24 protein-coding genes are annotated in these 26348 nt (G+C 74.1%); 19 read left to right on the top strand and 5 right to left on the bottom strand.

Annotated features, from left to right (window positions below):
• Positions 1-80 precede the first annotated feature (80 nt).
• The 6 genes from EDD39_RS06240 (at position 81) to EDD39_RS06215 (ending at position 9488) form a co-directional block, all read left to right on the top strand.
• Entirely contained in the window at positions 81-1622 is a 1542-nt protein-coding gene (locus EDD39_RS06240) for a cytochrome ubiquinol oxidase subunit I (RefSeq protein WP_123553840.1), read from the top strand.
• Between the two features lie 11 nt (positions 1623-1633).
• Complete coding sequence (gene cydB / locus EDD39_RS06235) at positions 1634-2638, top strand: cytochrome d ubiquinol oxidase subunit II (protein ID WP_123553838.1); 1005 nt, start codon at positions 1634-1636, stop codon at positions 2636-2638.
• Between the two features lie 35 nt (positions 2639-2673).
• On the top strand, positions 2674-6153 hold the full coding sequence (cydD, locus tag EDD39_RS06230; RefSeq protein WP_123560160.1) for a thiol reductant ABC exporter subunit CydD: 3480 nt from the start codon (positions 2674-2676) through the stop codon (positions 6151-6153).
• A 153-nt stretch (positions 6154-6306) separates the two neighbouring features.
• Positions 6307-8097, top strand: coding sequence for a sensor histidine kinase (locus tag EDD39_RS06225; RefSeq protein ID WP_123553836.1), 1791 nt, complete (start codon positions 6307-6309; stop codon positions 8095-8097).
• Positions 8098-8148: 51 nt separating this feature from the next.
• Complete coding sequence (locus tag EDD39_RS06220) at positions 8149-9000, top strand: DUF72 domain-containing protein (protein WP_123553834.1); 852 nt, start codon at positions 8149-8151, stop codon at positions 8998-9000.
• A 68-nt stretch (positions 9001-9068) separates the two neighbouring features.
• Positions 9069-9488 carry a hypothetical protein gene (locus EDD39_RS06215; protein WP_123553832.1) on the top strand — a complete coding sequence of 140 codons (420 nt, stop codon included), beginning with the start codon at positions 9069-9071 and terminating at the stop codon, positions 9486-9488.
• A 37-nt stretch (positions 9489-9525) separates the two neighbouring features.
• On the opposite strand, the gene EDD39_RS06210 is transcribed toward EDD39_RS06215, so the two are convergent.
• The 5 genes from EDD39_RS06210 to EDD39_RS06190 all read right to left on the bottom strand — a co-directional run bounded on the left by EDD39_RS06210 (position 9526) and on the right by EDD39_RS06190 (position 14243).
• Positions 9526-10338: an HAD family hydrolase gene (locus EDD39_RS06210; RefSeq protein ID WP_123553830.1), complete on the bottom strand. Its 813-nt coding sequence runs from the start codon at positions 10336-10338 to the stop codon at positions 9526-9528.
• A 150-nt stretch (positions 10339-10488) separates the two neighbouring features.
• A complete protein-coding gene (locus EDD39_RS06205; protein ID WP_123553828.1) occupies positions 10489-11457 on the bottom strand; it encodes a hypothetical protein in 969 nt (322 codons plus the stop codon).
• A gap of 97 nt (positions 11458-11554) precedes the next feature.
• Positions 11555-12034: a hypothetical protein gene (locus EDD39_RS39350; protein WP_162869951.1), complete on the bottom strand. Its 480-nt coding sequence runs from the start codon at positions 12032-12034 to the stop codon at positions 11555-11557.
• Between the two features lie 130 nt (positions 12035-12164).
• Positions 12165-13232, bottom strand: coding sequence for a ParB/Srx family N-terminal domain-containing protein (locus EDD39_RS06195; RefSeq protein WP_123553826.1), 1068 nt, complete (start codon positions 13230-13232; stop codon positions 12165-12167).
• 123 nt (positions 13233-13355) lie between these two features.
• A complete protein-coding gene (locus tag EDD39_RS06190; RefSeq protein ID WP_123553824.1) occupies positions 13356-14243 on the bottom strand; it encodes an LLM class flavin-dependent oxidoreductase in 888 nt (295 codons plus the stop codon).
• A 61-nt stretch (positions 14244-14304) separates the two neighbouring features.
• Here EDD39_RS06190 and EDD39_RS06185 point away from each other — a divergent pair, with 61 nt between their 5' ends.
• The 13 genes from EDD39_RS06185 to EDD39_RS06115 all read left to right on the top strand — a co-directional run bounded on the left by EDD39_RS06185 (position 14305) and on the right by EDD39_RS06115 (position 26198).
• Positions 14305-14553, top strand: a complete 249-nt coding sequence (locus EDD39_RS06185; protein WP_123553822.1) for a type II toxin-antitoxin system CcdA family antitoxin — start codon at positions 14305-14307, stop codon at positions 14551-14553.
• Positions 14550-14960 carry a DNA-binding protein gene (locus EDD39_RS06180; RefSeq protein ID WP_123553820.1) on the top strand — a complete coding sequence of 137 codons (411 nt, stop codon included), beginning with the start codon at positions 14550-14552 and terminating at the stop codon, positions 14958-14960. The genes EDD39_RS06185 and EDD39_RS06180 overlap by 4 nt, the downstream gene beginning before the upstream one ends.
• Before the next feature lie 23 nt (positions 14961-14983).
• On the top strand, positions 14984-15268 hold the full coding sequence (locus EDD39_RS06175; protein ID WP_148089396.1) for a hypothetical protein: 285 nt from the start codon (positions 14984-14986) through the stop codon (positions 15266-15268).
• A gap of 393 nt (positions 15269-15661) precedes the next feature.
• The gene (locus tag EDD39_RS06165; protein WP_123553816.1) at positions 15662-17134 is read left to right on the top strand and encodes an MFS transporter; all 1473 of its coding nucleotides are present in this window, start codon (positions 15662-15664) and stop codon (positions 17132-17134) included.
• 145 nt (positions 17135-17279) lie between these two features.
• On the top strand, positions 17280-17924 hold the full coding sequence (locus EDD39_RS40655) for a type II toxin-antitoxin system VapC family toxin (protein WP_244256618.1): 645 nt from the start codon (positions 17280-17282) through the stop codon (positions 17922-17924).
• 73 nt (positions 17925-17997) lie between these two features.
• Positions 17998-18279 carry a hypothetical protein gene (locus EDD39_RS06150; RefSeq protein ID WP_123560158.1) on the top strand — a complete coding sequence of 94 codons (282 nt, stop codon included), beginning with the start codon at positions 17998-18000 and terminating at the stop codon, positions 18277-18279.
• The gene (locus tag EDD39_RS06145; protein ID WP_123553814.1) at positions 18276-18668 is read left to right on the top strand and encodes a DNA-binding protein; all 393 of its coding nucleotides are present in this window, start codon (positions 18276-18278) and stop codon (positions 18666-18668) included. The genes EDD39_RS06150 and EDD39_RS06145 overlap by 4 nt, the downstream gene beginning before the upstream one ends.
• A 709-nt stretch (positions 18669-19377) precedes the next feature.
• Entirely contained in the window at positions 19378-20703 is a 1326-nt protein-coding gene (locus tag EDD39_RS06140) for a hypothetical protein (RefSeq protein WP_148089395.1), read from the top strand.
• A 446-nt stretch (positions 20704-21149) separates the two neighbouring features.
• The gene (locus tag EDD39_RS06135) at positions 21150-22355 is read left to right on the top strand and encodes a glycerophosphoryl diester phosphodiesterase membrane domain-containing protein (RefSeq protein ID WP_123553810.1); all 1206 of its coding nucleotides are present in this window, start codon (positions 21150-21152) and stop codon (positions 22353-22355) included.
• 205 nt (positions 22356-22560) lie between these two features.
• A complete protein-coding gene (locus EDD39_RS06130; RefSeq protein ID WP_123553808.1) occupies positions 22561-23445 on the top strand; it encodes a hypothetical protein in 885 nt (294 codons plus the stop codon).
• A 34-nt stretch (positions 23446-23479) separates the two neighbouring features.
• Entirely contained in the window at positions 23480-24385 is a 906-nt protein-coding gene (locus EDD39_RS06125) for a hypothetical protein (RefSeq protein WP_123553806.1), read from the top strand.
• A complete protein-coding gene (locus EDD39_RS06120; protein WP_123553804.1) occupies positions 24382-25230 on the top strand; it encodes a hypothetical protein in 849 nt (282 codons plus the stop codon). The genes EDD39_RS06125 and EDD39_RS06120 overlap by 4 nt, the downstream gene beginning before the upstream one ends.
• A complete protein-coding gene (locus EDD39_RS06115) occupies positions 25227-26198 on the top strand; it encodes a hypothetical protein (protein ID WP_123553802.1) in 972 nt (323 codons plus the stop codon). The genes EDD39_RS06120 and EDD39_RS06115 overlap by 4 nt, the downstream gene beginning before the upstream one ends.
• Positions 26199-26348 lie beyond the last annotated feature (150 nt).

The following is a 26348-nucleotide window of genomic DNA, read 5'->3' as shown; positions in this document are numbered from 1 at the left end:
AAGCTTGGGCGGGTATGTCGCACCTGAGTGCTACATATGCGTTCCGTCCGTTATGTGCGAAACCTGTGAGAGAGGGCGCAGTGGACCTAGCAGTCGCTCACGAGACCATCTCGCGATGGCAGTTCGGCATCACCACCGTCTACCACTTCCTCTTCGTGCCCCTCACCATCAGCCTGGCCTCGATCGTGGCCGGACTGCAGACCGCCTGGGTGCGCACGGGCAAGGAGAAGTACTTCCACGCCACCAAGTTCTGGGGCAGGCTCTTCCTGATCAACATCGCCATGGGCGTGGTCACCGGCATCGTCCAGGAGTTCCAGTTCGGCATGAACTGGTCCGACTACTCCCGCTTCGTCGGCGACGTGTTCGGGGCCCCGCTGGCGATGGAGGCGCTGATCGCCTTCTTCTTCGAGTCCACCTTCATCGGCCTGTGGATCTTCGGCTGGGACCGCCTCCCGAAGAAGATCCACCTGGCCTGCATCTGGCTGGTGGCGATCGGCACCGCCCTCTCCGCCTACTTCATCCTGGCCGCCAACTCCTGGATGCAGCACCCGGTCGGCTACAAGGTCGACCCGGCCACCGGCAAGGCCCAGCTCACCGACATCGTCCGGGTGCTGACCCAGAACACCACCGTGGTGCAGGTCTTCCACACCCTCACCGCCGCCTTCCTCACCGGCGCCGCCTTCGTGGTCGGCATCGCCAGCTACCACCTGTGGCGGGCCAAGCGCGGCAAGCAGACCGACGGCCGGAAGACCGCCGCGATGCGCACCTCGCTGCGGGTCGGCCTGGCCATCGCCGTGGTCGCCGGCCTGGGCACCGCGATCAGCGGCGACACCCTCGGCAAGGTGATGTTCGAGCAGCAGCCGATGAAGATGGCCGCCGCCGAGGCCCTGTGGGACACCCAGGCACCCGCCCCGTTCTCGGTCTTCGCGGTCGGCGACGTCTCCAAGGGCCACAACTCGGTCGAGCTGGAGATCCCCGGGATACTGTCCTTCCTCGCCCACAACGACTTCTCGTCCTCGGTGCCCGGCATCAACGACACCGCCGCCGCCGAAGCCGCCGAGTACGGCGGGCAGCCCGACGACTACATCCCCAACATCTTCGTCACCTACTGGGGATTCCGGCTGATGATCGGCTTCGGCATGACGTCCTTCGCCGCCGCGCTGATCGGCCTGTGGACCACCCGCCGCAGGTTCTGGCTCGCCCCCGAGCACCGCACCGCCGAGGACGAGCCGCCGAAGCTGATGCTCACCAGGAACCGCGAGATGAACGTCTTCTTCACCCGGTGGAGCTGGCGGATCGGCATCCTCACCATGGGCTTCCCGCTGCTCGCCAACAGCTTCGGCTGGATCTTCACCGAGATGGGCCGCCAGCCCTGGGTGGTGTTCGGCCTGATGCGCACCCGCGACGCCGTCTCCCCCAACGTCACCGTCGGCACCCAGGCGGTCGGCCTCACCACGCTCACCGTGCTGTACGCCGTCCTCGCCGTCATCGAGGTCAGACTGCTCGCCAAGTACGCCGCCGCCGGGCCGGACACCGAGGAGAAGCCGCCCGCCAAGGACCCGACCCTGCGCGGCCCCTCCGACGACGAGGACGCCGACCAGCCCCTCGCCTTCGCGTACTGAGGACGGATCACATGCACCTGCACGACCTCTGGTTCGTCCTGATCGCCGTCCTGTGGATCGGCTACTTCTTCCTCGAGGGCTTCGACTTCGGCATCGGCGTCCTCACCCGGCTGCTGGCCCGCGACACCGCCGAGCGCCGCGTCCTGATCAACACCATCGGCCCGGTCTGGGACGGCAACGAGGTGTGGCTGCTCACCGCGGGCGGCGCCACCTTCGCGGCCTTCCCCGACTGGTACGCCACCCTGTTCAGCGGTTTCTTCATCCCGCTGCTGCTGATCCTGGTCTGCCTGATCGTCCGCGGCGTCTCCTTCGAGTACCGGCACCAGCGCAGCGGCGAACGCTGGCAGCGCAACTGGGAACTGGCGATCTTCTGGACCTCGCTGCTGCCCGCCTTCCTGTGGGGCGTCGCCTTCGCCAACATCGTGCACGGCGTCGACATCGACGCCGACAAGAACTACGTCGGCACCCTCTGGGACCTGCTCAACCCGTACGCGCTGCTCGGCGGACTCACCACCCTGGTGCTGTTCACCTTCCACGGCGCGGTGTTCGCCTCGCTCAAGACCAGCGGCGAGATCCGGATCCGGGCCCGCGCCCAGGCCACCGCGCTCGGCCTGGCCACCGCCGTGCTCGCCCTGGTCTTCCTGGTCTGGACCCAGGCCCACTCCGGCAACGGCTGGAGCCTGGCCGCCCTGGTCGTCGCCGTCCTCGCCCTGCTCGGCGCGCTCGGCGCCAACCGACTCGCCCGCGAGGGCTGGGCGTTCGCGCTCAGCGGCCTGACCGTCGTCGCCGCCGTCGGCATGCTCTTCCTGTCGCTGTTCCCCGACGTGATGCCCTCCACGCTGAACCCGGACTGGTCGCTGACCGTCACCAACGCCTCGTCCTCGCCCTACACGCTCAAGGTGATGACCGTCGTCGCCCTCGTCTTCACCCCGCTCGTGCTGCTCTACCAGGGCTGGACGTACTGGGTGTTCCGCCGCCGGATCGGCGTCCAGCACATCCCCGCCGCGCACCACTGACCGCAGGAGCCGAACAGATGGACCGCCAGCAGCGGATGCGCCCGATCGACCCCCGGCTGCTGGCGCACGCCCGCACCACCCGCGCCTTCCTCGCCGGATCCGTCCTCCTCGGCGGGGCGGGCGCGGCCCTGCTGGTGGCCCAGGCCGGACTGATCGCCACCCTCGTGGTCCGGGCCTTCCAGCACGGCGATTCCCCGCTGCGGGGCCCGCTGCTCGGCCTGGCCGCCGTCACCCTCGGCCGGGCCCTGGTCGCCTGGCTCACCGAACTCACCGCCCACCGCTCGGTCGCCGCCGTCAAGTCCACCCTGCGCCGCCGACTGCTCGACCACGCCACCGCGCTCGGCCCCGCCCACCTCACCGGCCGCCGCACCGGCGACCTCGCCACCCTCGCCACCCGCGGCGTCGACGCCCTCGACGACTACTTCGCCCGCTACCTCCCGCAACTGGCCCTCGCCGTGGTCGTCCCGCTGGTCGTGCTGGCCCGGATCCTCGGCGCCGACTGGGAGTCCGCCGCGATCGTCTGCGTCACCCTGCCGCTGATCCCGCTCTTCATGGTCCTGATCGGCCACGCCACCCAGGCCCGCACCGACCGCCAGTTCGCCGGACTCGCCCGGCTCTCCCACCACTTCCTCGACGTGGTCGCCGGACTGCCCACCCTCAAGGTCTTCGGCCGGGCCCGCGCCCAGGCCGCCGCGATCGGCCGGATCACCGAGGACTACCGGCGCGCCACCCTGCGCACCCTGCGCCTCGCCTTCGTCTCCTCCTTCGCCCTGGAACTGCTCTCCACCCTCTCGGTCGCCCTGGTCGCCGTCTCGATCGGCTTCCGGCTGGTCAACGGCACCCTCGACCTGGAGACCGGCCTGCTGGTGCTCGTCCTCGCCCCCGAGGTCTACCTGCCGATCCGCCAGGTCGGCGCCCTCTACCACTCCAGCGCCGAGGGCCTGGCCGCCGCCGGGAAGATCTTCGAAGTCCTGGAGACCCCGCTCCCCGCGGGCGGCACCCGCCCCGCCCCCACCGGCACCGACCTGCGGGTCGAACACCTGACGGTCCGCCACCCCGGCCGCGCCGGCGACACGCTGTCCGGGTTCTCGATGACCGTCCCGGCCGGCCGCACCACCGTCCTCACCGGCCCCAGCGGCGCCGGCAAGTCCACCCTGGTCAGCGTCCTGCTCGGCTTCACCCGCCCCGACGGCGGACGCGTCCTGCTCGGTGATCAGGACCTCGCCGACACCGACCGAGCCGGCTGGCACGCCCAGGTCGCCTGGGTCCCGCAGCACCCCCAGCTGTTCGCCGGCACGGTCGCCGAGAACGTCCGCCTCGCCCGCCCCGACGCGAGCGAGGACCGGCTCGCCGCCGCCCTCGCCGCCGCCCACGTCGACTTCACCACCCCCGACACCCTCCTCGCCGAGAACGGCCACGGCCTCTCCGCCGGCCAGCGCCAGCGCCTCGCCCTGGCCCGCGCCCTGCTCGCCGACCGCCCCGTCCTGATCCTCGACGAACCCACCGCCCACCTCGACCCCGTCACCGAGGCCGCCCTCCTCGACACCCTGCGCACCCTCGACCGCACCGTCCTGCTCATCACCCACCGCCCCGCCCTCACCGCCCTCGCCGACCACCACGTCCACCTGCCGGGCCCGGCGCAGGCTCCCGCGAAGGTGTGCGAGCAAGTGCGAAACCAGGGGCGCGAGGAACTGCGCGAAGCGGAAGGCACCGTCCCGCAGACCCGGCACGAAGAGGAGCCGCTCCCCGAGGGGGCCGTCCGGCAGCGGGTTCCAGGGCCGGCGGTCGCCACCCGCGTCCCCCGCTTCTGGCTCGCCGTCCTGCTCGGCGCCCTCGCGCTGGGCTGCGCCGTCGCGCTGATGGGCACGTCCGGGTGGCTGATCTCGCGGGCCTCGCAGATGCCGCCGGTGCTGTACCTGATGGTCGCGGTGACCTCGGTGCGGGCGTTCGGGATCGGGCGGAGCGTGTTCCGGTACGCGGAGCGGCTGGTGGCGCACGACGCGGTGCTGAGGGCGCTGGGCGGGGTGCGGACGGCCGTGTACCGGCGGCTGGAGCGGCTGGCCCCGGCCGGGCTGCCGCAGTTCCGGCGCGGCGACCTGCTGTCCCGGCTGGTCGCGGACGTGGACGCGGTGCAGGACTTCCACCTGCGCTGGCGGCTGCCGGCCGCCGTCGCCGTGCTGGTCTCGCTGGGGGCCTCGGCGGCGCTGGCCGCGTTCCTGCCGGCGGCCGGCCTGGTGCTGGCGCTCGGGCTGCTGCTGGCGGGCGCGGCCGTCCCGGCGCTGGAGCGGTGGATCTCCGGCCGGACCGAGCGCCGGCACGCGCCCGCCCGCGGCGACCTGGCGAGCGCCGTGCTGGACACCCTGACCGGCACCGCCGAGCTGACCGTCGCGGGCGCGCTGCCGCGCCGCCTGGGCGCCGCCCGGGACGCGGACCGGGCGCTGACCCGGCTGGCGGCCCGTTCGGCCGCCGCGAGCGGCCTCTCGGCGGGGCTGGTGGCACTGGTCTCGGGGCTGACGGTGGTCGCCGCGGCGGCGGTCGGGGTGCGCGCGGTGGCGTCGGGGTCGCTGCCCGGGGTGTGCCTGGCGGTGGTGGTGCTGACGCCGCTGGCCGCGTTCGAGGCGGTGGCGGGGATGCCGACCGCGGTGCGCCACCGGGAGCGGGCCCGGGCCGCCCGGGAGCGGCTGGACCAGGTGCTGGCGGCGCCGCTCCCGGTCCGCGAACCGGACGCGCCGCGGCCGCTGCCGGAGGTCCGGCTGCCGGTGCTGGTGCGCGACCTGACGGTGCGTTGGCCGGGCGCGGAGCGCGACGCGCTGCACGGCGCCGGCCTGGAACTGGCGGCCGGGCGGCGGATCGCGGTGGTCGGGGCGTCCGGGTCGGGCAAGACCACGCTGGCGCAGGCCCTGCTGCGCTTCGTCGAGCCGTCGGCCGGGGCGGTGCTGCTGGGAGGCCGCACCGACACCCGGGAGCTGGCGGGCGAGGACGTCCGCCGGGTGGTCGGGCTGTGCGCGCAGGACGCGCACGTCTTCGACAGCTCGGTGCGGGAGAACCTGCGGCTGGCCCGGCCGGACGCCGACGAGGCCGCGCTGCGGGCGGTGCTGGACCGGGCCCGGCTGCTGGAGTGGGCGGACGGCCTGCCGGAGGGCCTGGACACCATGGTCGGCGAGCACGGCGCCCGGCTGTCGGGCGGCCAGCGCCAGCGCCTGGCGCTGGCCCGGGCGCTGCTCGCGGACTTCCCGGTGCTGGTGCTGGACGAGCCCGCCGAGCACCTGGACACGGCCACCGCGGACGCCCTGACCACCGACCTGCTGGCCGCCACCGCGGACCGCGCCACCCTGCTGATCACCCACCGGCTGGCGGGCCTGGACGACGACAGCGTGGACGAGGTGCTGGTGCTGGACGCCGGCCGGGTGGTCGAACGCGGCCGCTGGTCCGAGCTGGCCGACCGGCCGGACGGACGGCTGGCCGCGCTGCTGGAACGGGAGCGCGCGGGGGAGCGGGCCCCGGCCCGCGCCTGAGCCCGCGCCGGAACGCGGTGCCCCGAGCCTGGGCCCGGGCCGGAACGCGGTGCCCCGCGCCTGGGCCCGGGCCGGAACGCGGTGCCCCGCGTCGATCGAGTGTCGCCGTCCGGAGAAAGCGGGCAAACCGTGACAGACAGGCACACTGGTGGCATGCAGACGCCGGAGGAGCCGACCGCCACGGGCGGTCGGCCGCGCATCCCCGAGATCTCCTCGCTCGGGCTGGACACCCTGGTCACCGAGGTCTCCGAACGGCTCCAGTCGGCCGCCGCGGTCACCGACCGGATGCAGCGGCTGCTGGAGGCGGTGGTGTCGGTCGGCGCGGGCCTGGACCCGCACGCCACGCTGCAGCGGATCGCGGCCGGCGCCGCCGAGCTGGTGGACGCCGACTACGCGGCGATGGGCGTGGTGAACCCGAACGGCAGCGGCCTGTCGGACTTCATCCACATCGGCATCGACGGCGCGACCGCCGCCGAGATCGGCCACCTGCCGACCGGCCGGGGCATCCTCGGCGCGCTGATCGACGACCCGCGGCCGCTGCGGCTGACCGACCTGTCCACCGACCCGCGCTCGGTCGGCTTCCCGCCGCACCACCCGCCGATGGTGTCCTTCCTGGGGGTGCCGATCCGGGTCCGCGGCGAGGTGTTCGGCAACCTGTACCTGACCGGGAAGAAGGGCGGCGGCTCGTTCACGCCCGAGGACGAGCAGGTGGTGCTGGCGCTGGGCGCGGCGGCCGGCGTGGCGATCGAGAACTCCCGGCTGTACGAGCAGGGCCGCCGCCGCGAGCGCTGGATCACCGGCGCCGCCGCGGTCACCACCTCGCTGCTGTCCACCGACGAGGCGCAGATCGCGCTGACGGTGGCCGCCGAGCAGGTCCGCGAACTCGCCGGGGGCGCGCTGGGGATGATCCTGCTGCCGGCCGGCGAGGACCGGATGCGGGTGGCGCACGCCTCCGGCGAACGGGCCGACCACCTGACCGGCGAACTGCTGCCCGAACACGGCTTCGCGCCCCGCCTGCTGGCCGGCGAGGCGGTCTACCTGGACGACCTGGCGACCGCGCCCGAGACCGCCTCCGGCGCCCAGTTCGACCGGCTGGCACGGGAGTTCGGACCGTCGATGGCGGTGCCGATGGTCTCCGCGGGCCGGGTGCTGGGCGCGCTGTGCGTGTGGCGCGAGGCCGGCACCACCCCGTTCACCGACACCGAGCGGCAGCTCTCCGAGACCTTCGCCTCGCAGGCGGCGCTGGCCCTGCGGCTGGCCGAGTACCAGCGCAACCAGCAGCGGCTGGCGGTCTTCCAGGACCGCGACCGGATCGCCCGCGACCTGCACGACCTGGTCATCCAGCGGCTGTTCGCCACCGGCATGATGCTGGAGTCCGCCGCCCGCCGGGCCGTCGTCCCCGAGGTGCAGGAGCGGATCGGCCGGGCCGTCGACGAGCTGGACGCCACCATCCAGGAGGTCCGCACCACCATCTACGCCCTCCAGCACGGCGACACCGACGACCGGCCGGACACCCTGCGCACCCGGGTGCTGCGCGAGGGCAGCCAGGCCGCGGCGGCGCTCGGCTTCAAGCCCGCCGTCACCTTCACCGGCCCGGTGGAGAGCCTGGTCGGCGAGAAGACCTCCCGCCAACTGCTGGCCGCGCTGCGCGAGATGCTCTCCAACACGGCCCGGCACGCCCGCGCCTCCCGGGTCGCCGTCGAACTCGACGCCACCGTCCACCTCGGCGAGGACGGCCGCCCGCTCTCCCCGTCCCCCACCCGCACCGGCCCGCCCGGCGTCCTGCTCACCGTCACCGACGACGGCGTCGGCATCCCCGACGGCGGCCGCCGCTCCGGCCTGCGCAACCTCACCCGCCGCGCCGAGGCGCTCGGCGGCGACGCCTGGCACGAGGCCGGACCGCACGGCAAGGGCACCCGGGTCCGCTGGACCGCCCGGCTCTGACGACGGCGTCCCGGCCGTTACGCCGGGCCGGGACGGGGAAGGCGCGTTCGCATGGGAGAGATCAGGGTCGGTGCGTGCTCCTGGACGGACAAGGAGCTGGTGGCCGGCGGCTGGTACCCGGCCGGCCACCGGGACGCCGAGGGCAGGCTGCGCCACTACGCGTCGAGGTTCCCGGTCGTCGAGGTCGACGCCACCTACTACGCGCTGCCCAGCACCCGCAACAGCACCCTGTGGGCCGAGCGCACGCCCGCCGGGTTCCGCTTCGACGTGAAGGCGTTCTCGCTGCTCACCGGCCACCCCACCCGGACCGCCGCGCTCCCCGCCGACCTGCGGACGGCCCGCCGGGACGACCCCGGGCTGCTGGACGAGGCGTGGGCCCGGTTCAGCGGCGCCCTCGAACCCCTGCGCGCGGCCGACCGCCTCGGCACCCTGCTCTTCCAGTTCCCGCCGCGACTGGCTCCGGGAGCCCCCGCCCGGGCGGTGCTGCGGGCCTGCCGGGAGCGCACCGCGGGCTGGCCGCTGGCGGTGGAGTTCCGCCACCCCGACTGGTGGCGCCCCGACCTCGCCGCCGACACCCGCGCCCTGCTGACCGAGCTGGACGCGGCCGCGGTGGCCGTGGACACCGCCCAGAACCTGCCCACCTCCGTCCCCCCGGTCGCCCCGGTCACCTCCCCGCGCCTCGCGGTGGTCCGCCTCCACGGCCGCAGCCCGGCCTGGGGCACCGGCTCGAAGGAGGACCGCTTCCGCCACGACTACACCCCCGGGGAGCTGACCCCCTGGGTCGAGCGGATCCGGACGATGGCCGACCGGGCCCGGGAGGTCCACGTCCTGTTCAACAACTGCTGCGGCGACGCCGCGGTCCGGGCCGCCGAGACGATGACCGGCCTGCTGACCTGCTCCTGAACCCCGTAGCGGGCCGCCGCTTCCGGGACACTGGCCGTAACTCCCGGAAGCGGCGGACGGAAGGCACGATGGGCATCACACCACTCACGGCGGAGAACAGCGCCGCGTTCCTGGCCCGGTTCGGGCACTTCGAGGACGGGGTGATCACCGGCATCCGGCTGCACCTGCCCCGCGGCCCGATCACCGGGCGGGAGGCCGCGTTCGACATCCAGGCCGTGGACACGGACCGGGGCGACGTGTGGCGGCTCGTCCGGCTCACGCTCGGCGGCGTCCACGAGTACCTCTTCCCGTGCAGCGACGGGTTCAGCTACTTCGTCCTCTCCGACGGCCTGAACCTGGACGTCACCGGCGGACGCTGCGTCCTCGACCTGGACCCGGGGCCGGACGCGTGGTCGCCGGAGCAGGTGGGCCGCCCGGGCGCGTACGCGAAGCAGTACGCCGTCGGGGAGCGGATCGGCTACGAGGTCCTGGACGGGCCGTTCATCTGACGCCGGCGACGTTCCGGCGGCCGGCGTCAGGCGGACGTCAGAGCAGGGTCTCGATGACCGCGGCGACGCCGTCCTGCTCGTTGCTGACGGTGTGGTGGGCGACCGCGGCCAGCACCAGCGGGTGGGCGTTGGCGACGGCGTAGGAGCGGCCGGCCCAGGCGAGCATCTCCAGGTCGTTGGGCATGTCGCCGAAGGCGACCACCTCGTCGGCGCCGATGCCCTGCTGGGCGCACCAGCGGGCCAGGCTGCTGGCCTTGGTGACGCCGGGGGCGCTGATCTCGATCAGCGGTATCGGGCTGGAGCGGGTGACCTCGGCGAGCGGGCCGACCGCCGCCCGGGCCCGGTCCAGGAACTCGTCCGGGCCGAGGTCGGGGTGCTTGCCGAGCAGCTTGAACAGGCCGTCGACCCGCCCGTCGGCGAACAGCTCCGCGGCGGTGCCGACCGGGTGCTCCTTGTCGGACTCCCACATCGCCACGTTGTACTCCGGCTCCCGGGCGAAGCCGCCGGGGAACTCGAACGCGAAGGCGGTGCCGGGCAGTTCGGCCCGCAGCAGGTCCACCACGGTGAGCGTCCCGGCCGGGTCGAGCGGGTGGGTCTCCAGCAGCTCGCCGCGCCGGACGTCGACCACCGCGCCGCCGTTGGAGCAGATCGCCACGCCGTGGCCGCCGATGTGCGGGCCGAGGTGCTGCATCCAGCGCGGCGGCCGCCCGGTGACGAACACCACCTGCACCCCGGCGGCCTCGGCGGCGGCCAGCGCGGCGGCCGTCCGGGAGGTCACCGTGCCGCCGGAGCACAGCAGGGTGCCGTCGAGGTCGGTGGCGATCAGGCGGGGGCGCGGGGAGGCGGTCATCCGTCCATCTTCGCGCACTCGTCCGGCAACCGGACCCGCCCGTCGGCGGGGAAGCACCGGAGCGCGGGGCGAGTGCCGGGCGAGCGCGCGGGGAGGCTGCGGGGAGTGCGGCCGGACCCGCCGGGCGGGCGGGTCCGGCCGGGGGGCGGGTCAGGCCGCGACGTTCAGGGTGAGCGCCGCGGTGTGCAGCGTGCCGCCGGTCTGGAACTGCAGGAACAGCCGCCAGTCGCCGGCCTTCGGCAGCTCGGCGTGGAACGCCAGGGTCGGCCCGCCGCCCGTGCCCTCGGCGGCCTTCGCCTGCGGGTGCAGGTGCGCGAACGCCCGGTCGCCGGCGTGGAAGGCGGTCAGGTGCGCGTACGTCTCCAGGTACGGCTGCAGGTCGGTGACCGGCCGCCCGTCCTTGCTGACGGTGACGGTCAGCTCCCCGGCCGCCCCGGCCTCCGGGGTGCCCGCCACGGTCACCGTGTAGCCGTCCGCGGTGGTGCTCGCGGCGGCGGCCGGCAGCGGCACCGGCGCGGCCTGCCCGGGCACCGCCGCGGTGCGGCTGAGCACCAGGCCGGTGCCCGCGCCGCTGCCCGCGCCCGGTACGAACGAGGCGTACATCCGCCAGTCTCCGGGCTGCAGGTCGGCCAGCGGGGCGGTCCAGGTGCCGTCCGGGGACATCACCGGGTGCAGGTGCCGGAAGCCGGACAGGTCGGAGCGGATCGCGTAGAAGTGCATCTCCTTGGTCTGCTCCGGCCGGTACGAGGTCAGCGCCCTGCCGTCCGGGCCGGTCACGGTGAACCGGTACTCGCTGCCGGACAGCGCGCCGTCCAGCCGGTAGCCGCCCTGCTCGGCGGCCAGGCCGTCGGCGGCCGCCCCGCCGGTGCCGGGCATGCCGCTCGTGCCGTCCATGCCGCTCGTGCCGCTCGTGCCGCCGTCCGGGCCGTGGCTCATCCCGGCCATGTCGTGCCCGGCCGCGGAGCCGGTGCCGGTGGCGGTGGCGGACGGGGAGGCGGCGTGGTCCATGCCGCCCGTGCCGCCCGTGCCGTCGCTGCCGCAGGCGGCCAGGCCCAGGGCGAGGACGGTGGCCGCGGCGGCGGCGAGCAGGGTGCGGCGGGTCGGGGTGGTACGGGTCATCGGGGGTTCGCTCCATGGGTGCGCGCGCGGGTGCGCGGTCGCGGACAGGACGCGGCGCCCGGCCGTCCGCCTGCACGGAACCGGCCGGGTGGCGCCCTCACCTGCGGGCGACGCAGACCCGGATCAGCAACTCCCGCCCGCCGTCCGGCGGCGCCCGCCCGCCCCGCTCCGCCCCGACCGGGCCGGGCCCGGTGAGCGGCAGCAGCGGCGGGTGCGGCGGAAGGGCCGCGCCCGGCGCGGGCACCGGCGCCCGGTCACGGGCCTGGGTGGAGACGCACGCGGCCGCCGAACTCCCGTTCCGCATGGGCGCGTTGACGCTCGGCCGACCCTCCCCGGGCCGGGTGTGCCCGGTCGCCGCGTGTGACGCGGGCGGCGAAGCGGACGCGGGCGGCAGCGGCAGCGGCAGCGGCGGGGGCGCGGACGGCGGCGCGGACGGCGCCGGGTGGCAGCCGGTGGCGCTCGCCGGGCTGCCGTGCATCAGGAACAGCCCGAGCAGCAGCGCGCACAGCACCGCCCACCGGGCGGCCGCCCGCCCGGCCGCTGCCGGGTCCGTAGCCCGTCCCGTCCGCTCCGTCATCCCGCTCAGCATACCCCCGCCCCGTATCGAACAGGCGTGGCCGCGGGCGGCGGGCGGCACCCCGGCCGAAAGCCGACGGCCCGGCGGCCCCCGCTCGGGACGGGGTGCCGCCGGGCCGTCAACTACCTTCTCAGCCGAGGCCGTTGACCTTCTTGTACTCCAGCGCGTAGGCCAGCTTGCCCGGCTTGGCGTCCGTGTACGGCTTGCTCAGCTTGTCGAACTCGCCCTTGCCGGCGGCCTTCCCGGCGTTCCACTGGTCCAGCGCGCCCAGGTCCGCCGCGGTGAAGCCGTTGTTCACCGGGGCGGTCTTCGGCAGCGCGACCATCGCCTCGGTGGTGCCCTTGACCGCGGCCAGGTATCCGGTCAGGTCGTTCCGGTTCCAGGCGGTCAGGTCGACCGGGGCGGCGTCGCGGATCCAGCTGCCCCAGTAGAACTCCTGGAACGGCACCGAGTTCTGGGTGTAGCCGATGTCGCGGCCGAAGTAGAGCAGGCTGCGGTACTTGTCGTCCTGGAAGTTCGCCAGCCCGACCGAGGTCGGCAGCTTGTTGGTCTTGACCGGGCGCCCCTCGGGGTCGCTCAGGTACACCCACTTGTTGGCCTGCATCCGCGCCCAGAAGTCCTTCTGGGTCAGGGTGCTCAGGTTGGCCAGCACCCGCAGCCGCACGTGCAGGTCCGCGCCGCCGTCCGGGGTCTCGTAGAACGAGGTCAGGGTGTGGTGGCCGTCCGTCAGGAACGGCTCGCCGCCGGGGCCGATCACCACGGTCTTCATCGCGGCGGTGCTGTCCGCGGTCTCGCCGCCCACCGGCAGCGTGCAGGTGAACGAGGACGGGTCGTCCAGGCGGGCGTTCGGCTGCACCGCGACCGCCTCGATCCGGCCGTCGGCCTCGCACCAGTCGCTGAACTTCTTGTTGACCGCGTCCTTGCCCAGCGTGTACCGGCCGAGCTTGTAGTACACCTCGTCGTAGCCGAGCGACGGCTGGGTCGGGTGCACGTCGCCGATCCGGACGTCCAGCAGCTGGCCCGGCCGGGCGCACAGGTACGGGGCGAACGGCGTCCGGCGGTTGTCGTGGCCGCAGAACGACGGCCGCTCACCCGGCGCACCGGGCGCGGCGAACGCGGTCGGGGCGGTGGCGGCAACGGTGGCCAGGGCCGCGCCGACCGCCAGCAGCGGCGCGGCGGACGGGACTCGGAAACGCATGACACTCCCTGCGAACGGCTTGTTGTGGTCCGCGAGCGTGCCAGCGGCCGGCCAACACCCGGGATCGGCGGCGTGGACTCCCGGAGAACGCGCCCGGACGATCCACCCGCCCCGCGCCCGTCCTCAACCCAGCTGCGCGAGGCCCTCGGTGGCGATCCGCTCGAAGACCGCAAGGTCGCCGGCGAAGACCGAGTCCGGCACCGGCCAGTGCACCACCAGCTCGGTGATCCCCAGCTCGCGGTACGTCCCGGCCCAGTCGACGAACGCGCCCACCGACTCCAGCGGCCGCTCCGCCGTCGACCCCTGCAGCAGCACCTTCTCCAACTCGCCGACGTCCCGCCCCGCCGCCTCGCACGCGGCCGCCAGCTGCCCGACCTGCCGGGCGATCACCTCCGGCGCCTGCTGCACCGGCACGTCCGCCGGCCCGCGCGGGTCCCCGTACGTCACCCAGCCCTGCCCCTGCTCCGCCGCCAGCCGCAGCCCCTTCGGCCCGGTCGCCGCCACGTAGAACGGCACCCGCGGCACCTGCACGCACCCCGGCACGTTCCGCGCCTCCACCGCCGAGTAGTACACCCCCTCCCGGGTCACCGCGTCGTTGCGCAGCAACTCGTCCAACAGCCCCACGAACTCCCCGAACCGCGCCGCCCGCTCCCGCCCCGACCACGCCTCCTGCCCCAGCGCCGTCGCATCGAACCCGGCCCCACCGGCCCCGATCCCCAACGTCAACCGCCCGCCCGACACGTCGTCCAGCGTGATCAGCTCCTTCGCCAACGTCACCGGATGCCGGAAGTTCGGCGAGGTCACCAGCGTCCCCAACCGGATCCGCTCGGTCGCCGTCGCCGCCGCCGTCAACGTCGGCACCGACCCGAACCAGGGCTCGTCCCGGAAGGACCGCCAGCTCAGGTGGTCGTACGTGTAGGCCGCGTGGAAGCCGAGTTCCTCGGCCCGCCGCCAGACCTTCTGCCCCTCGGCCCACCGGTGGACGGGGAGGATCACCGTGCTCAGTCGCATGGCCTGACCCTATGCCGCCGAAGACCGGCCGGAATGTGCATACCGGCGGTATGCTTGCTTCATGGCGGCTACCACGCGCATCACGGTCACCCTGCCCACGGAGCAGGTGGCCGAGCTGAAGAAGCTCACCGACAACGTCTCCGGCTACGTCGCGGAAGCGGTGGCCCGGCAGATCAGGCATCAACTGGTCGCGGAAGAACTCCGTCAGTACGAGGAAGAGCACGGCGCGTTCACGGAAGAGGAGCTCGCCGCCGCGCACGCGAGGATCCTCGGTTCGTCCGAGCCGGGCAGCGGAGCGGCCGCCGCGTGAGCGTGCGGATCGAGACCGTGGTGCTGGACTCCCAGGGAATGTCCGCCTGGATCTCGCAGGACCGGGAGCTGCTTGCGATGATCAAGGCATTCCACTCGATAGGGGCCGGCCTGGTCATCGGCGCCAACACCATCGTGGAGATCTCGCACGCCAGAGCGAACACCGCCCGGCTGAACTGGGTGCTCTCGCAGGTCAGGATCGAGCCCGTGACCGAGCACGCGGCCAGAGCCTCCGCGGCGCTCCTCAAGCAGGCGGGTCTGCACGGTCACAAGTACGCCATCGACGCCACCGTCGCCACCGTCGCCGAGATGGCACTCCGTCAGCCAGGCCCGGTGGCCATGTTGACCTCGGACATCGACGACATGGCCAAGCTCTGCGGTGATCGGGTCCGGCTCATCGCCATCTGATTCGAGGGCAGAACAGGGCATTCGTGATCCGCGTTTCCGCAGCTCAGGCCGTGATGGGTGAACGAGGATTGACCGAGGTCACCAGCGTCCCGAGCCGGATTCGCTCCGCCGCCGTCGAACACCCGCGAGCCGCGTGGATACCGCAGCATGTTTGCTGTGTGGCAGCGACTACGCGCATCACGGTCACTCTGCCGACGGAGCAGATGGCCGAACTCAAGAAGCTCACGGACAACGTGTCCGGCTATGGGGCGGAAGCCGTCGCACGACAGCTCAGGCTGCAGTTGCTCGCCGAGGATCTCCGTCAGTAGCAGGCCGGGACCGGTGGCCGTACTCACCTCGGACGTCGACGGCATGGCGAAACTCCGCGGCTCCCGGATCCGACTCGTCGCGATCTGACGCCGAGCGGACCCGCATGCCCCCAAGGCGTGCCTGGTCATTGATCCTGTGGCAGGTCGAGGTGAGTTGACGGACGCGGCGGGGGAGCGGATGGAGCCCCTGGTGGCCGCCCGCCCCCGCTGTCGGCGGGCTGTCAGTGGGATGACAGCGGCCTGTCGGCGCGCTCCCGCACGCTCTGAGGAGACGGGCGGCAGCGCCACGGCGGCAGTGCGGACGGCATCGATGCACCGCGACGCCCACCGCGACGCCCACCGCGACGCCCACCCCGACACCCGCCCTGACACCCGTCCCGAGAGGAGGCCGCCATGACCGGCACCGAAACCACCGCCGTCGCTCCAGCAGCGGCGCCGCGCACCTATCCGTCGCTGCGCGCGGCATGGATCCCGATGGCCGCGCTCTGCCTGGCCTTCTTCGTCGAGATGGTCGACAACACGCTGCTGTCCATCGCCCTGCCCACCATCGGCCGCGACCTCGGCAGCGGCACCACCGCGCTCCAGTGGGTCACCGGTGCGTACTCGCTGACCTTCGGCGGTCTGCTGCTGACCGCCGGGTCGATGGCCGACCGGCTCGGCCGCCGCCGCGTCCTGCTGGTCGGTCTCACCGTGTTCGGCCTGCTCAGCCTGGGCGTGGCCCTCGTCACCGGCACCGGGCAGCTGATCGCCCTGCGGGCCGGCCTCGGCGTCGCCGCCGCCGCGATGGCGCCGATCACCAACTCGCTGGTGTTCCGGCTCTTCGACGACGCGGCGCTGCGGATGCGCGCGATGACCGTGATGATCATCGTCGGCATGTCCGGCTTCGTCCTCGGCCCGCTGCTCGGCGGCACCGCCCTGGCCCACGTCAAGTGGCAGTGGCTGCTGCTCGTCAACGCCCCGATCGCGCTGATCGCCGCCGTCGGCGTGCGCCTGGGCGTCCCCGCCGACCGGCCCGAGGACCTCACCCGCGACCGCCTCGACCTGCCCGGCGCCGTGCTGAGCGTCGCCGCCATCGGCCTCGCCTGCTACGCGCTCACCAGCGGCGTCGACCACGGCTGGACCTCCGCCGCCACGATCGGCTCGATCCTCGGCGCCCTGCTGGCGGGCGTGGTGTTCGTCTGGCACGAGCGCCGTACCGCCGCACCCATGCTCGACCTGAAGCTCTTCACCAACGGCACCGTCCGCGGCGCCGCCATCGCCCAGATCGGCACCGCCATCGCCATGGCCGCCGTCATGTTCGGCCTGATCCTGCACTTCCAGTACGCCTACGGCTGGAGCCCCGTCAAAGCCGGCCTCGCCAACCTGCCGATCATCGTCACCATGCTCGCCGCCACCCCGCTGTCCGAATGGCTCGCCAAGCGCTTCGGCCACCGCATCGCCTGCCTGGTCGGCGCCGCCTGCCTGGCCGGCTCCCTGGCCGGCCTCGCCTGGGGCGTCTCGCACGGCTACGCCGCCATCGCGGTCTGCATGGTGGTGATGACGATCGGCCTGCGCACCGTGATGACCATCTGCGCCATCGCCCTGGTCGAGAAGATGCCCGAGAACCGCACCTCGATCGGCACCGCCCTCAACGACACCGCCCAGGAGGTCGGCAGCAGCGTCGGCACCGCCGTCGTCGGCACCCTGATCGCCGCCCTGGTCACCACCCAGCTCCCCGCCGGCACCTGGAGCAACACCCTCGTCCACTCCTTCTTCCACGGCGAACGCATCACCTACGCCGTCCTCGCCGCCGTCGTCGGCCTCGTCACCGCATTCGGCGCGCTCACCCTCACCGACTCCCACAGCACCGAAGAGCACTCCGCCTGACCTCTCCGGTGCTTCGACCGCGACCGGCGGCCCCGCCCCTCCCGGCGGGGCGCCGGTCGCGGTCGGATGCGGGCCCGGGCCAGCCGGTCTCCGGGGCCGAGGCCCCGCCCGGCGAGCCGGTCGAACTGCTTGAGCGTCGAACTGCTTGAGCTTCGACCACGCCGTCTCGCTGGCCAAGGTGCGTCCCGTCACGGAGGAGGTCGCACGCGCCGCGAGCAGGATTCTTGCGGCCGAGGGGCTGCACGGCCACGAGTGCGCCGTCGACGCGATGCTCGCGGCCACGGCCCACCTCGGGCGAGGCGACGTCACCGTGGTCACGAGCGACACCGACGATCCCCGCCGACTCTGCCCCCCGCGGGTGGCGGCCGAGCCGATCCGAGCGCCCTGCCCGACGACCTGCCGCGTCTTCGCAGGTCAGACCGTGATGGGTGAACGAGGCTTGACCGACGTCACCAGCGTCCCCAACCGGATCCTCCCCGCCGCCGCAGCCGAGGACCTTCTCAACGCCCACTACCGACGCCGGCAGGAGGCCGCCACTGCCCGCACACCCCGGCCGCGCACGGGGCGGGCGGCTGCCCACCCGGAGACGGCCGACACGGTCTTCCGGAGGCTGCTGCGCAAGCCCGGATTCACCTGGGCCGAGCACGGTGGGGAACTGCTGCGCGGACGCAAGCCCTGGTACTACGCGCAGGAGCCCAGGCCCGGCGTTTCCGTGATCGGCGAGCGCCTCGGCGAACTCGCCGCGGGCGGGCGGCAGTTCCCGAGGGCACGACATGGATCGCGGCCGTGATCACCGAGGCCCGAGTTCAGGACCGGGGGCGACGAAGCGGCCACCTTCACAGGTGGTGTATTACACTTTTCCCATGGATGCGCCCCGCCCCGGCAAGACCCGTGTCACGAGTGTCTCCCTGCGTGCCGAGACCTTGGAGGCGATCCGCGCACGTGCCGGGAAGCAAGGCGTCTCCTCCTACATCGAGGAGGCCGTGCAGCGGCAACTCCAGCGCGAGGCCCTCGATGAGTACATCGCTGCAGCTGAGGCCGAGCACGGCCCGGTCGACCCGGCCGAGGTGGCGGCCAGGGCGGAGCGCATCCGCGCCCACCACGCCGCCCACCGTGGCGACTCGGTTCCGGCGGACGCCGCGTGACCGGAACGCTCGTTCTCGACAGCGAGGCGCTCTCCAAGCTCTCCCGGCGCCACCGTGACATGACGGTCTGGCTGGATGTCGCCCGCACCCTCGATCTGCTGGTCGTCACCGGCGCGGCGACCCTGGTCGAGGCCCGCGACCCGAAAGTGCCGCAGGCCGCGTTCGACCACGCCGTCTCGCTGACCAAGGTGCGTCCCGTCACGGAGGAGATCGCACGCGCCGCGAGCAGGCTTCTCGCGGCCGAAGGGCTGCACGGCCACGAGTACGCCGTCGACGCGATGCTCGCGGCCACGGCCCACCTCGAACGCGGCGACGTCACCGTGGTCACGAGTGACCCGGACGACCTGCGTAGGCTCTGCCACCCGCGCATCGCGGTCGAGTCGATCTGACCGTCCATGCCCGCTCGCTTGCCACGTCCTCGCAGGTCGGACTGCGAAGGGCGAACGAGGCTCGACCGGTGCCACCAGCGTCACCAGCGTCACCGCCGTCCCGGTTCCGCCGGTTCGACCGGTCCCGCAGCACGAGGAGTCGACCGCCACGAACGAGAAGAAGCCGTGGTGCCGGGTCTCCAGACGCACCAGGCCGTCGAGCAACAGCACGAGGGACAGGAAGATCATCATCCCCTGGTCCGGTGAACGCCCGGCCGAGGTGGTGCCGCCCAGGTCTCCCCCGATCTCCATGTCGCCCATGTCGAAGCCGCTCTCGGGCTCCTGGTCGGGCCGGCAGGTGAAACGGAAGGAGATCCGGCCCGCCGCCCGGGCCCCGAACCGGCGGTGGCTCGAATCCTCGGGAGAGGCTGACATCGTTTTCTCCGGTGGAGGAAGTCGCGCACGGGCGGATCCTCGGCGCTCGGGGCGCCTCTTCCGCAGCCGCCGGTAGAGCCCCGGTGGCAGTTCTCCCGGCCCGGAGGCGCTGCCGGAACCGGGCCTGGCGGCGGGTGGTGGCGGGTGGGGGTGGGCAGGCCAGCGGCCTTGGGACGGAAGGGAATTCCGTTCACGATTGGTTCGGGCTTTGGACTACGCTACAGCCGCGCGCAGGGGGGACCTCGCGCCGTCGTCGCGGTCGAGCCGCGGCCATTCGACTTCGAGGAAGACACAGATGCGCACTGCCACGGGTGCTCCACGTCGCGTTCTGAGTGCCGGGATCGCGGTCGCGGCCGTCGGGGCCGGGGCGTTCGCCTTCGCCGCGGGGGCCCGGGCGGAGGCGCAGCCGGTGACGTTCCAGTTGAGGGACCTGGTGATCCAGCCGGGGGAGTCGGAGCGGCCGCTGGCTCCCGGCGGGGGCGTGTACGGGATCGCGGACGGCACGTGGGTGTTCGCGGTGAGTGCGAAGCCGCTGACCGATGCCGGTGCTGCGCTGGAGCTTCCGGCGGGGTTGAGCGTCAAGGTGGGCGCCGGGTCCGGGAGTTCGGCCTGCGCGGCGGTGGCGGGTGTGGCCGGCGTGTACAGCTGCGACTCCACTCCGCCGAACATCTACTCCTCGCCGCTGATCGGCGCGTCCGACGCGGCGAAGGACGGGACGGTCGCCTACTACGGTGCGGTCTTCGTGCCGCGGGGCGGGAGCGTCGCGGACGCGGTGGCCGGCGTGAAGACCTCGGGCAGCAGTCCGGCCGACGGGCCGACGGGCGTGCAGGCCGCGAGGATCACCGTGGAGACGCCGGACCACGTGGCCCGGAACACGCTCCGGCTGACCACCCCGGACCTGCCGGCCGGCGGGACCGTCACCCAGCAGGTGCAGGTCCACGCGGTGGACCCGGGCAAGCTCCAGCTCTTCTTCGGCAGTGCCGCGGGGCAGCCGAGCTGGCCCTCCTTCCCGGCGTCGGTCGGGGTGAAGGTGGCCGATGCGGCGGCGGCCCCCGCGGGCTCCTGCCGGCACGTGACGAGCGAGCTCAACTCGCCGACCACGATCATCTGGTGCGACCTCCCCGCCGGGGACAGCACCGTCTCCTACACCCTGGCCGCGCAGCCGGAGCTGGTGAGCTGGAAGGTGGACGTCCGGGCCGAGTACCAGGTCCTCACCTGGGGCGCCGGCAACCCGGAGGCGCACGGGACGTTCGCCTTCCTGGGCACCGCCCCCGCGCCGACCGCCTCCCCGACGGTGACGCCCACCGAACCGGGGGCCACCCCGGACCCGACGGCCACCCCGACGCCCACCGTCCCGGAGCACCCGGCCCCGACCGTCGCCGCCGCGACCGTGACCGTCACGGCCACCCCGGCCCCGGCCGGCTCCCCGTCCGCGACGACGGCCGCCCCGGCCGCGCTCCGCCCCGGTGGCGGCGACGACGGCACGCTGGCCAGCACCGGCGCGGACGACCTGACCCCGACGCTGGGCGGCGGCCTCGCCCTGGTGTCCGGCGGCCTGCTGACCCTGGTGGCCCTCCACCGTCGACGGGGCACGCACCGCCGGCGACGCGCACACCACTGACCGGGGCGCGCATCACCGCCGGCGACGCGCACACCACTGACCGGGGCGCGCATCACCGCCGGCGACGCGCACACCACTGACCGGGGAACGCATCACCGCAGGGGACGCCCGCCACTGACGGGGGACGGGGGACGGGGGACGGGGGACGGGAGACGGGGGAACGCCCGCCACCGACCCCGTCGCGCGGAACGGCCGTCAACGGCCCGATCAGTGGGGTGCCTCGGTGGTGGTCCGAACCGGGCCCTAGGCTCGACGGCGGAGCCCGAACGACGGGACCGGAGGCCTTTTGGAGGGGTGCGGATGAGCGGGGACGGCGGCGGTTCGGGTCAGCAGCAGGGCGGTGGGCAGCCGTACGGGCAGGGTGCTCCCGGGCAGGGGGGCTGGCCGGGGTACGGACGGCCCGGGTGGAACGGCGGCGGCGGGTGGGGGCAGGGCCCCTGGGGGCCGTGCCGGTCGCGCCGAAGCCCGGGGTGCTGCCGCTGCGGCCGCTCGCGTTCGGTGAGATGTTCAGCGCCGTCTTCGACACCGTGCGGCGCTACTCCGGCGCGCTCTACCTGCCGCTCGCGGTGGTGACGGGCGTCCTGGCGGTGCCGATGGTGGTGGTGTCGGTGCTGCTGGCGGGCCGGCTCCGGGACGCGTTCGAGGCACTTCCGCAGGCCCCCGACGAGCCCACCGGGGATCAGCTGTGGGCCCTGTTCTGGCCGTTGATGGTGATCTTCGGGCTGTTCCTGCTGCTGGGGATCGTGCAGTACGTGGTGGCCGGGCCGCTGGCCACGGTGGTGCTGCGGGCCGCGACCCTCGGCCGCCGGATGACGGCCGGTCAGGCCTGGAAGGAGGCCCGGCAGCGGATCGGGGCGTCCGTCGCCTCGATGGCGCTGCTGTACGGGCCGCTGCTGGTGCTGAACGTGCTGCTGGTGGGCCTGGTGGTGCTGCTCGGCGTCGCCACCGGCAGCCCGGCGGTGTTCCTGCTGATGTTCCTGCTGAGCGCGGTCGTCGGGCTCGGCGGCTTCTACGTAGTGGTGCGGTTGGCCCCGCAGGTCCCGGTGCTGGTGCTGGAGGACAGCACCGCGAGGGCGGCGATCGGCCGGGCCTGGCAGCTCAACCGGGGCAACTGGTGGCGCAGCTTCGGCCTCACCGCGCTGGTCACCCTCATCGGCCGGATCGCGGTCGGGGTGATCAGCTACCCGCTCACGATGATCCTGTCCGTGGCGGTGCCGCTCACCTCGATGGACCTGGAGAGCGACTCCTCCCGGGTCGAGTTCGGCGACGGCACGATGACCTTCCTGCTGGTCGGCTACTCGCTCGTCATGCTGCTGGGCATGCTGGCCACCGGCCCGCTGGTCCCGCTGGTCAACGGCGTCCTCTACATCGACCGCCGGATCCGCAACGAGCGCCTGGACATCGCGCTGGCCGAGGCGGCCGGCATCCACTTCGCCGAGGCCTACGGCTACGCGCAGCAGTCCGCGCAGCCCGCACCGCCCGCGCCGTACGGGCAGCAGCCCGCCGCACCGTCCGCGCCCGTCCCGGCCCAGCCCACGGCCCCGGCCGAGCCCGCCGCTCCGGCCGCCGCGCCGACCGCCGCTCCGGCCGCCGATTCCGCGGCCGGACCGACCGCCGCACCGGACTCCGAGGAGGGTCCGACCGGGCAGTGAACCCGACCTGATTGCGGTTCAGTCACGGGCTGTCCGATTGGCCGTGGATTACGGCGATTGGTCGGCGGAACCGTGTTGTTGACGGCCACACGGGTCTCACATAATTCGTGCACCGCGCGATGACGAACGCGTTCGGGCCGACCGGGGGGACGGCCCGTTCCGCTGCGCGGGCAGCCATGTGAACCCTGGGGGGAGACCCTTGTCCGTGCCCGAACCGCCCGCCGACCCGGAGCCAACCCCGGCCCCGGAGCCAACCCCGGCCCCGGTCCCGGCTCCGACCGCCCCGCCCGAGCCGCAGCCGCAGTCGCAGTCGCAGCCCGGGCCGACGCGCCGCCTGCCCAGGGCGGTCGGCGTCGGGCTGTCGGTGGCCGGGCTGCTCGCGGTGACCGCGGCCAGCGCGGCCGTCACCGTCGCGGTGGGCCGCCCCGACCGCCCCGCGCACCCCGCGGCGGCCGCCGCGCCCCCGTCGGCCGGTCCCGGTTCCAGCGCCGGCCCGAGTCCCAGCGCCAGCCCGACGCCGACCCCGCCGCCCGCGCCGAGCCCGACCCCGACCCCGACGGTGGCCCCGCGCCCGTCCAGCACCCTGCAGGGCAGTGTCTCGGGCGGCAAGCACAGCGGTGACCTGCGGTACTTCCTGCTGCCGGTGCCCGACGACGCCGACCCGTACGGCTCCCCGGACGGCGCGATGATGAGCATGGACGACCTCCAGGCGCGGTACAGCAAGAGCGTCGACCTGAAGGGGATCCTCGACTCCTGGGGCTTCAAGGACGCGGCCACCCGCACCTACCGCACCCGGGACGGGAAGACCGAGGTGCGGACCGACCTGCGCCGCTTCGGCCGGACCGACCGGGCGCAGGGCTTCGCCGACAACACCAGCTTCGACCGGTCCTCGTTCGCCATCGACGGCGTCCCGAACGCCAAGGGCTACGTCTTCAAGCCCGAGCAGCAGGCGTACACCGGTGAGCTGGTCGGCATCGGCGTGGTCGGCGACGTGGTCTACGAGGTCACCGTCGAGGTGCAGGGCGACCCGGACAAGGCGCTGCTCTCCGACGCGATGAAGCGTGCCCGCGACCACCTCGCCGACGGCTGACGGACGTCCCGAACCCTCTTCCCAGGAGCACCAGTTGAGCACCGAACCCGCGGACGCGGCGGAGCCCGGGACGGCCGCCGCCGCCGAGCAGGCCCCCGCGCCGCCGACCTCCGTCCCGAACCCGTTCGCCCCGCCCGCCCCGTTCGTGCCCGCGCCCCCGTCGGCGGCCGGGAACCCGTTCGCCCCGCCGGTCTTCGGCGCCACCGGGCCCGACCTGGTCGAGTCGGGTGCCGAACCCGCCCGCCGCAGGCGGAGGTTCGGTGCGGGCGCGCTGTTCCTGACCGCGGTGCTGGCCGGCCCGGTGATCGGTGCCGCGGTCGGCTACGCGATCCAGTCCTCCCGGCCGCCGACGCCGCTGCCGGCCCTCACCGCGCCCAAGCCGACCTACCCGGCCGAGCGGGTGGACGCCGCGGCGCTGGCCGCCGCCGGCCCGCCGCCGCTGAACATCGACGGCGACCTGCGCCGGCTGCTGATCGACCGTCCGGCGGGCAGCACGGACCGCACCGACGGCGACGGCGACGGCTGGCTGTCCGCGGCCGACCGGGCGGAGACCTTCGGCGACAGCGAGGACATGTTCGTCGAGATGCTCGGCAACGGCTTCCGCCGCGCCGCCACCGTGCGCTGGAAGAGCGGCGACGACACCTACCGGGTGATGCTGGTGCAGTACGTGCCGGAGTCCGTGGTGAAGGCGATCACCGGCATGGTCCCGAGCGGCACTTCGGACATGGACGTCTCGAAGTTCCCCGGCAACGACGAGAGCGTCCTGCTGGTCGCCAAGCAGCCCTACACCTACGCGCGCAGCACCGAGACGTACTACTACGGCGAGGCGATCGCCCGGAAGGGCACCGTGCTGATGACCGTCCAGGTCTACGCCAAGAACCCGGTGGACCGGGCGCAGCTCGAGGACATCGCCAAGCGCCAGTGGGAGCGACTCGCGTGACCGACATCGAATCCCCGCTCCCCGGCCAGCCGCCGGCAGCCCCCGGCCAGCCCCCGGCAGCCCCCGGCCACTCAGCAGCGACCCCGGACCCGCAGCCGGCCGCCCCGGCGCGGGCCCGTCGGCGGGCGCCGAAGGCGATCGCGGCGGTGGCTGCGGCGGTGCTGCTCGGGGTCGGCATCGGCGAGGTGATCATCCGGGTGCACTACGGCGACGAGCCGGCCGCCCCCGCGGCGGCCGCCGCCCCCGCCGTCCCCGCGCCGTCGGCGAGCACGCCCGCCCCGTGGGGCGCCAAGTCCGACGGCACCCACTTCGGCAGCCTGCGCGACCTGCTGCTGCCGGTGCCCGACGGGTACCGGCTGGGGCCGGACTACAAGAGCCTCGGCAACGACGGCGAGTTCGTCGGCGCGGACCTGGACCGGGCGCAGGAGGAGATGCTGGCCGAGGTCCCGGAGAAGTACCGGGCCCGGCTGAAGGACGCGCTCTCCACCCTGCACTTCACCGGTGTCGGGGTGCGCAGCCTGACCCGGTTCGACAACCGGCTGACGGCGGCGCTGAAGCTGACCAGGTTCGACCAGCAGGCGGTGTCGGAGCAGAACGCGCTGTTCGGGGCGCTGGTCGACGACAGCGACCTGTTCCGGCGCGGGCCGGACGTGCCGGGCCACCCGGACGCGCGCTGCGTCCTGCCGGCGCTGCGGGCGGGCGACCAACTCGACTACGTGACCTGCTACTCGGCGGTGGGCGACCTGCTGGTGCAGCTGCGGGTCGAGGGCGTGGCGCCCATCGACCAGAACAAGGTCGTCGACCTGTTCCGCCGGCAACTGGACCGACTGGGAGTCTCCGCATGAGCAGCGACACCACCCCGCCCCGGCCGGGCACCCCGACCACCGCCAAGGCCCCCGCACCGCCCGTCCCCGTACCGCCCGTCCCCGTGCAGCCCGCTCCCGCGCAAGCCGTCCCGGCCCCGGACGCCCCGGCCCCGGACGCCTGGGCGGTGCAGGCGAAGGCCGACCGCCGCCGCCGGTGGCAGGTCGGCGCGGCGGTGCTGCTGACGGTGGTGACCGGGGCGGCGACCGCCGTCCTGGTGACCCTGCCGGAGCGCACCGACGTCCCGGGCCTGGCCACGCCGAACGACGGCCGGTACGCGTTCCCGGAGCTGACGCTGCCTCCGCTGCCGTCCGGCGCCTCGGCCCCGTCCGACTACAAGATCAGGACCCACGCGGCGGACCTGCGGGGCCTGCTGCTGCCGCCCCCGAAGGGCGCGGTGGCCGCCACCCCGCCGGCGTCCCCGCCCCCGACCGCGTCACCGTCACCGTCGGCGTCCCCGTCCGGCAGCGGCACCGCGTCCCCCGCCGCCGTCCCGAGCCTGCCGCCGGTGGCGGGCCGCTGGGTGCCGTGCGACCGCGACGCGATGCTGGCGGCGGACGACGCGTACACCCTGCGGCTGACCACGGACGCCTGCCGGGGCGCGGCGGCGCAGGGGTGGACGGCCGCCGACGGCACCCGCACCGAGTTGCGGCTGCTGCACTTCGGGACGGGCGACGAGGCCGCCGACTTCTTCGCCGGCGCGCTCCGGATGACGTCGTCGAAGGACATCGCGTCCTGGCACCTGGACGTCGACGGGAAGTACCCGGTCGCCTTCGGGCAGGTGGACGTCCGGCTCTCCGACGCGCAGGCCGGCGGGATGCCCACCGGCCGGATCGGCTGGGTGCAGAGCGGCGACGTGGTGGCGGTGGTCCAGCTGACCAATCCGCGGGGCGTCCCGCTGCAGGCCTTCCGTCAGGTGGTCGCGCTGCAGAGCGGCCTGCTGGCCTGACCCCGACCTGCCGCGACGGCGGTCCGCCGCCGCCGGGGTGACGCGCCGTCGGCGCCCGGGCTCCCGGCCCGTCCCCCGCTACCCCTAGGGGGCGGGGCCGGGGGGTCATCCCGTGGGGGGAGGAAAGCCCGGCTCCCCAGCGCATTCCGT

The sequence above is a fragment of the Kitasatospora cineracea genome (genome assembly GCF_003751605.1).
GTDB classification, from domain to species: Bacteria; Actinomycetota; Actinomycetes; order Streptomycetales; family Streptomycetaceae; genus Kitasatospora; species Kitasatospora cineracea.
This window is presented reverse-complemented; position numbering and strand designations above follow the sequence as displayed.

Excerpts from the sequence above, each read along its gene's own strand:
- cydB (WP_123553838.1), top strand. The coding sequence starts at position 1,634 with ATGCACCTGCACGACCTCTGGTTCGTCCTGATCGCCGTCCTGTGGATC.
- cydD (WP_123560160.1), top strand. The coding sequence starts at position 2,674 with ATGCGCCCGATCGACCCCCGGCTGCTGGCGCACGCCCGCACCACCCGC.
- EDD39_RS06225 (WP_123553836.1), top strand. The coding sequence starts at position 6,307 with ATGCAGACGCCGGAGGAGCCGACCGCCACGGGCGGTCGGCCGCGCATC.
- EDD39_RS06220 (WP_123553834.1), top strand. The coding sequence starts at position 8,149 with ATGGGAGAGATCAGGGTCGGTGCGTGCTCCTGGACGGACAAGGAGCTG.
- EDD39_RS06215 (WP_123553832.1), top strand. The coding sequence starts at position 9,069 with ATGGGCATCACACCACTCACGGCGGAGAACAGCGCCGCGTTCCTGGCC.
- EDD39_RS06210 (WP_123553830.1), bottom strand. The coding sequence starts at position 10,338 with ATGACCGCCTCCCCGCGCCCCCGCCTGATCGCCACCGACCTCGACGGC.
- EDD39_RS06205 (WP_123553828.1), bottom strand. The coding sequence starts at position 11,457 with ATGACCCGTACCACCCCGACCCGCCGCACCCTGCTCGCCGCCGCCGCG.
- EDD39_RS39350 (WP_162869951.1), bottom strand. The coding sequence starts at position 12,034 with ATGACGGAGCGGACGGGACGGGCTACGGACCCGGCAGCGGCCGGGCGG.
- EDD39_RS06195 (WP_123553826.1), bottom strand. The coding sequence starts at position 13,232 with ATGCGTTTCCGAGTCCCGTCCGCCGCGCCGCTGCTGGCGGTCGGCGCG.
- EDD39_RS06190 (WP_123553824.1), bottom strand. The coding sequence starts at position 14,243 with ATGCGACTGAGCACGGTGATCCTCCCCGTCCACCGGTGGGCCGAGGGG.
- EDD39_RS06185 (WP_123553822.1), top strand. The coding sequence starts at position 14,305 with ATGGCGGCTACCACGCGCATCACGGTCACCCTGCCCACGGAGCAGGTG.
- EDD39_RS06165 (WP_123553816.1), top strand. The coding sequence starts at position 15,662 with ATGACCGGCACCGAAACCACCGCCGTCGCTCCAGCAGCGGCGCCGCGC.
- EDD39_RS06150 (WP_123560158.1), top strand. The coding sequence starts at position 17,998 with ATGGATGCGCCCCGCCCCGGCAAGACCCGTGTCACGAGTGTCTCCCTG.
- EDD39_RS06140 (WP_148089395.1), top strand. The coding sequence starts at position 19,378 with ATGCGCACTGCCACGGGTGCTCCACGTCGCGTTCTGAGTGCCGGGATC.
- EDD39_RS06115 (WP_123553802.1), top strand. The coding sequence starts at position 25,227 with ATGAGCAGCGACACCACCCCGCCCCGGCCGGGCACCCCGACCACCGCC.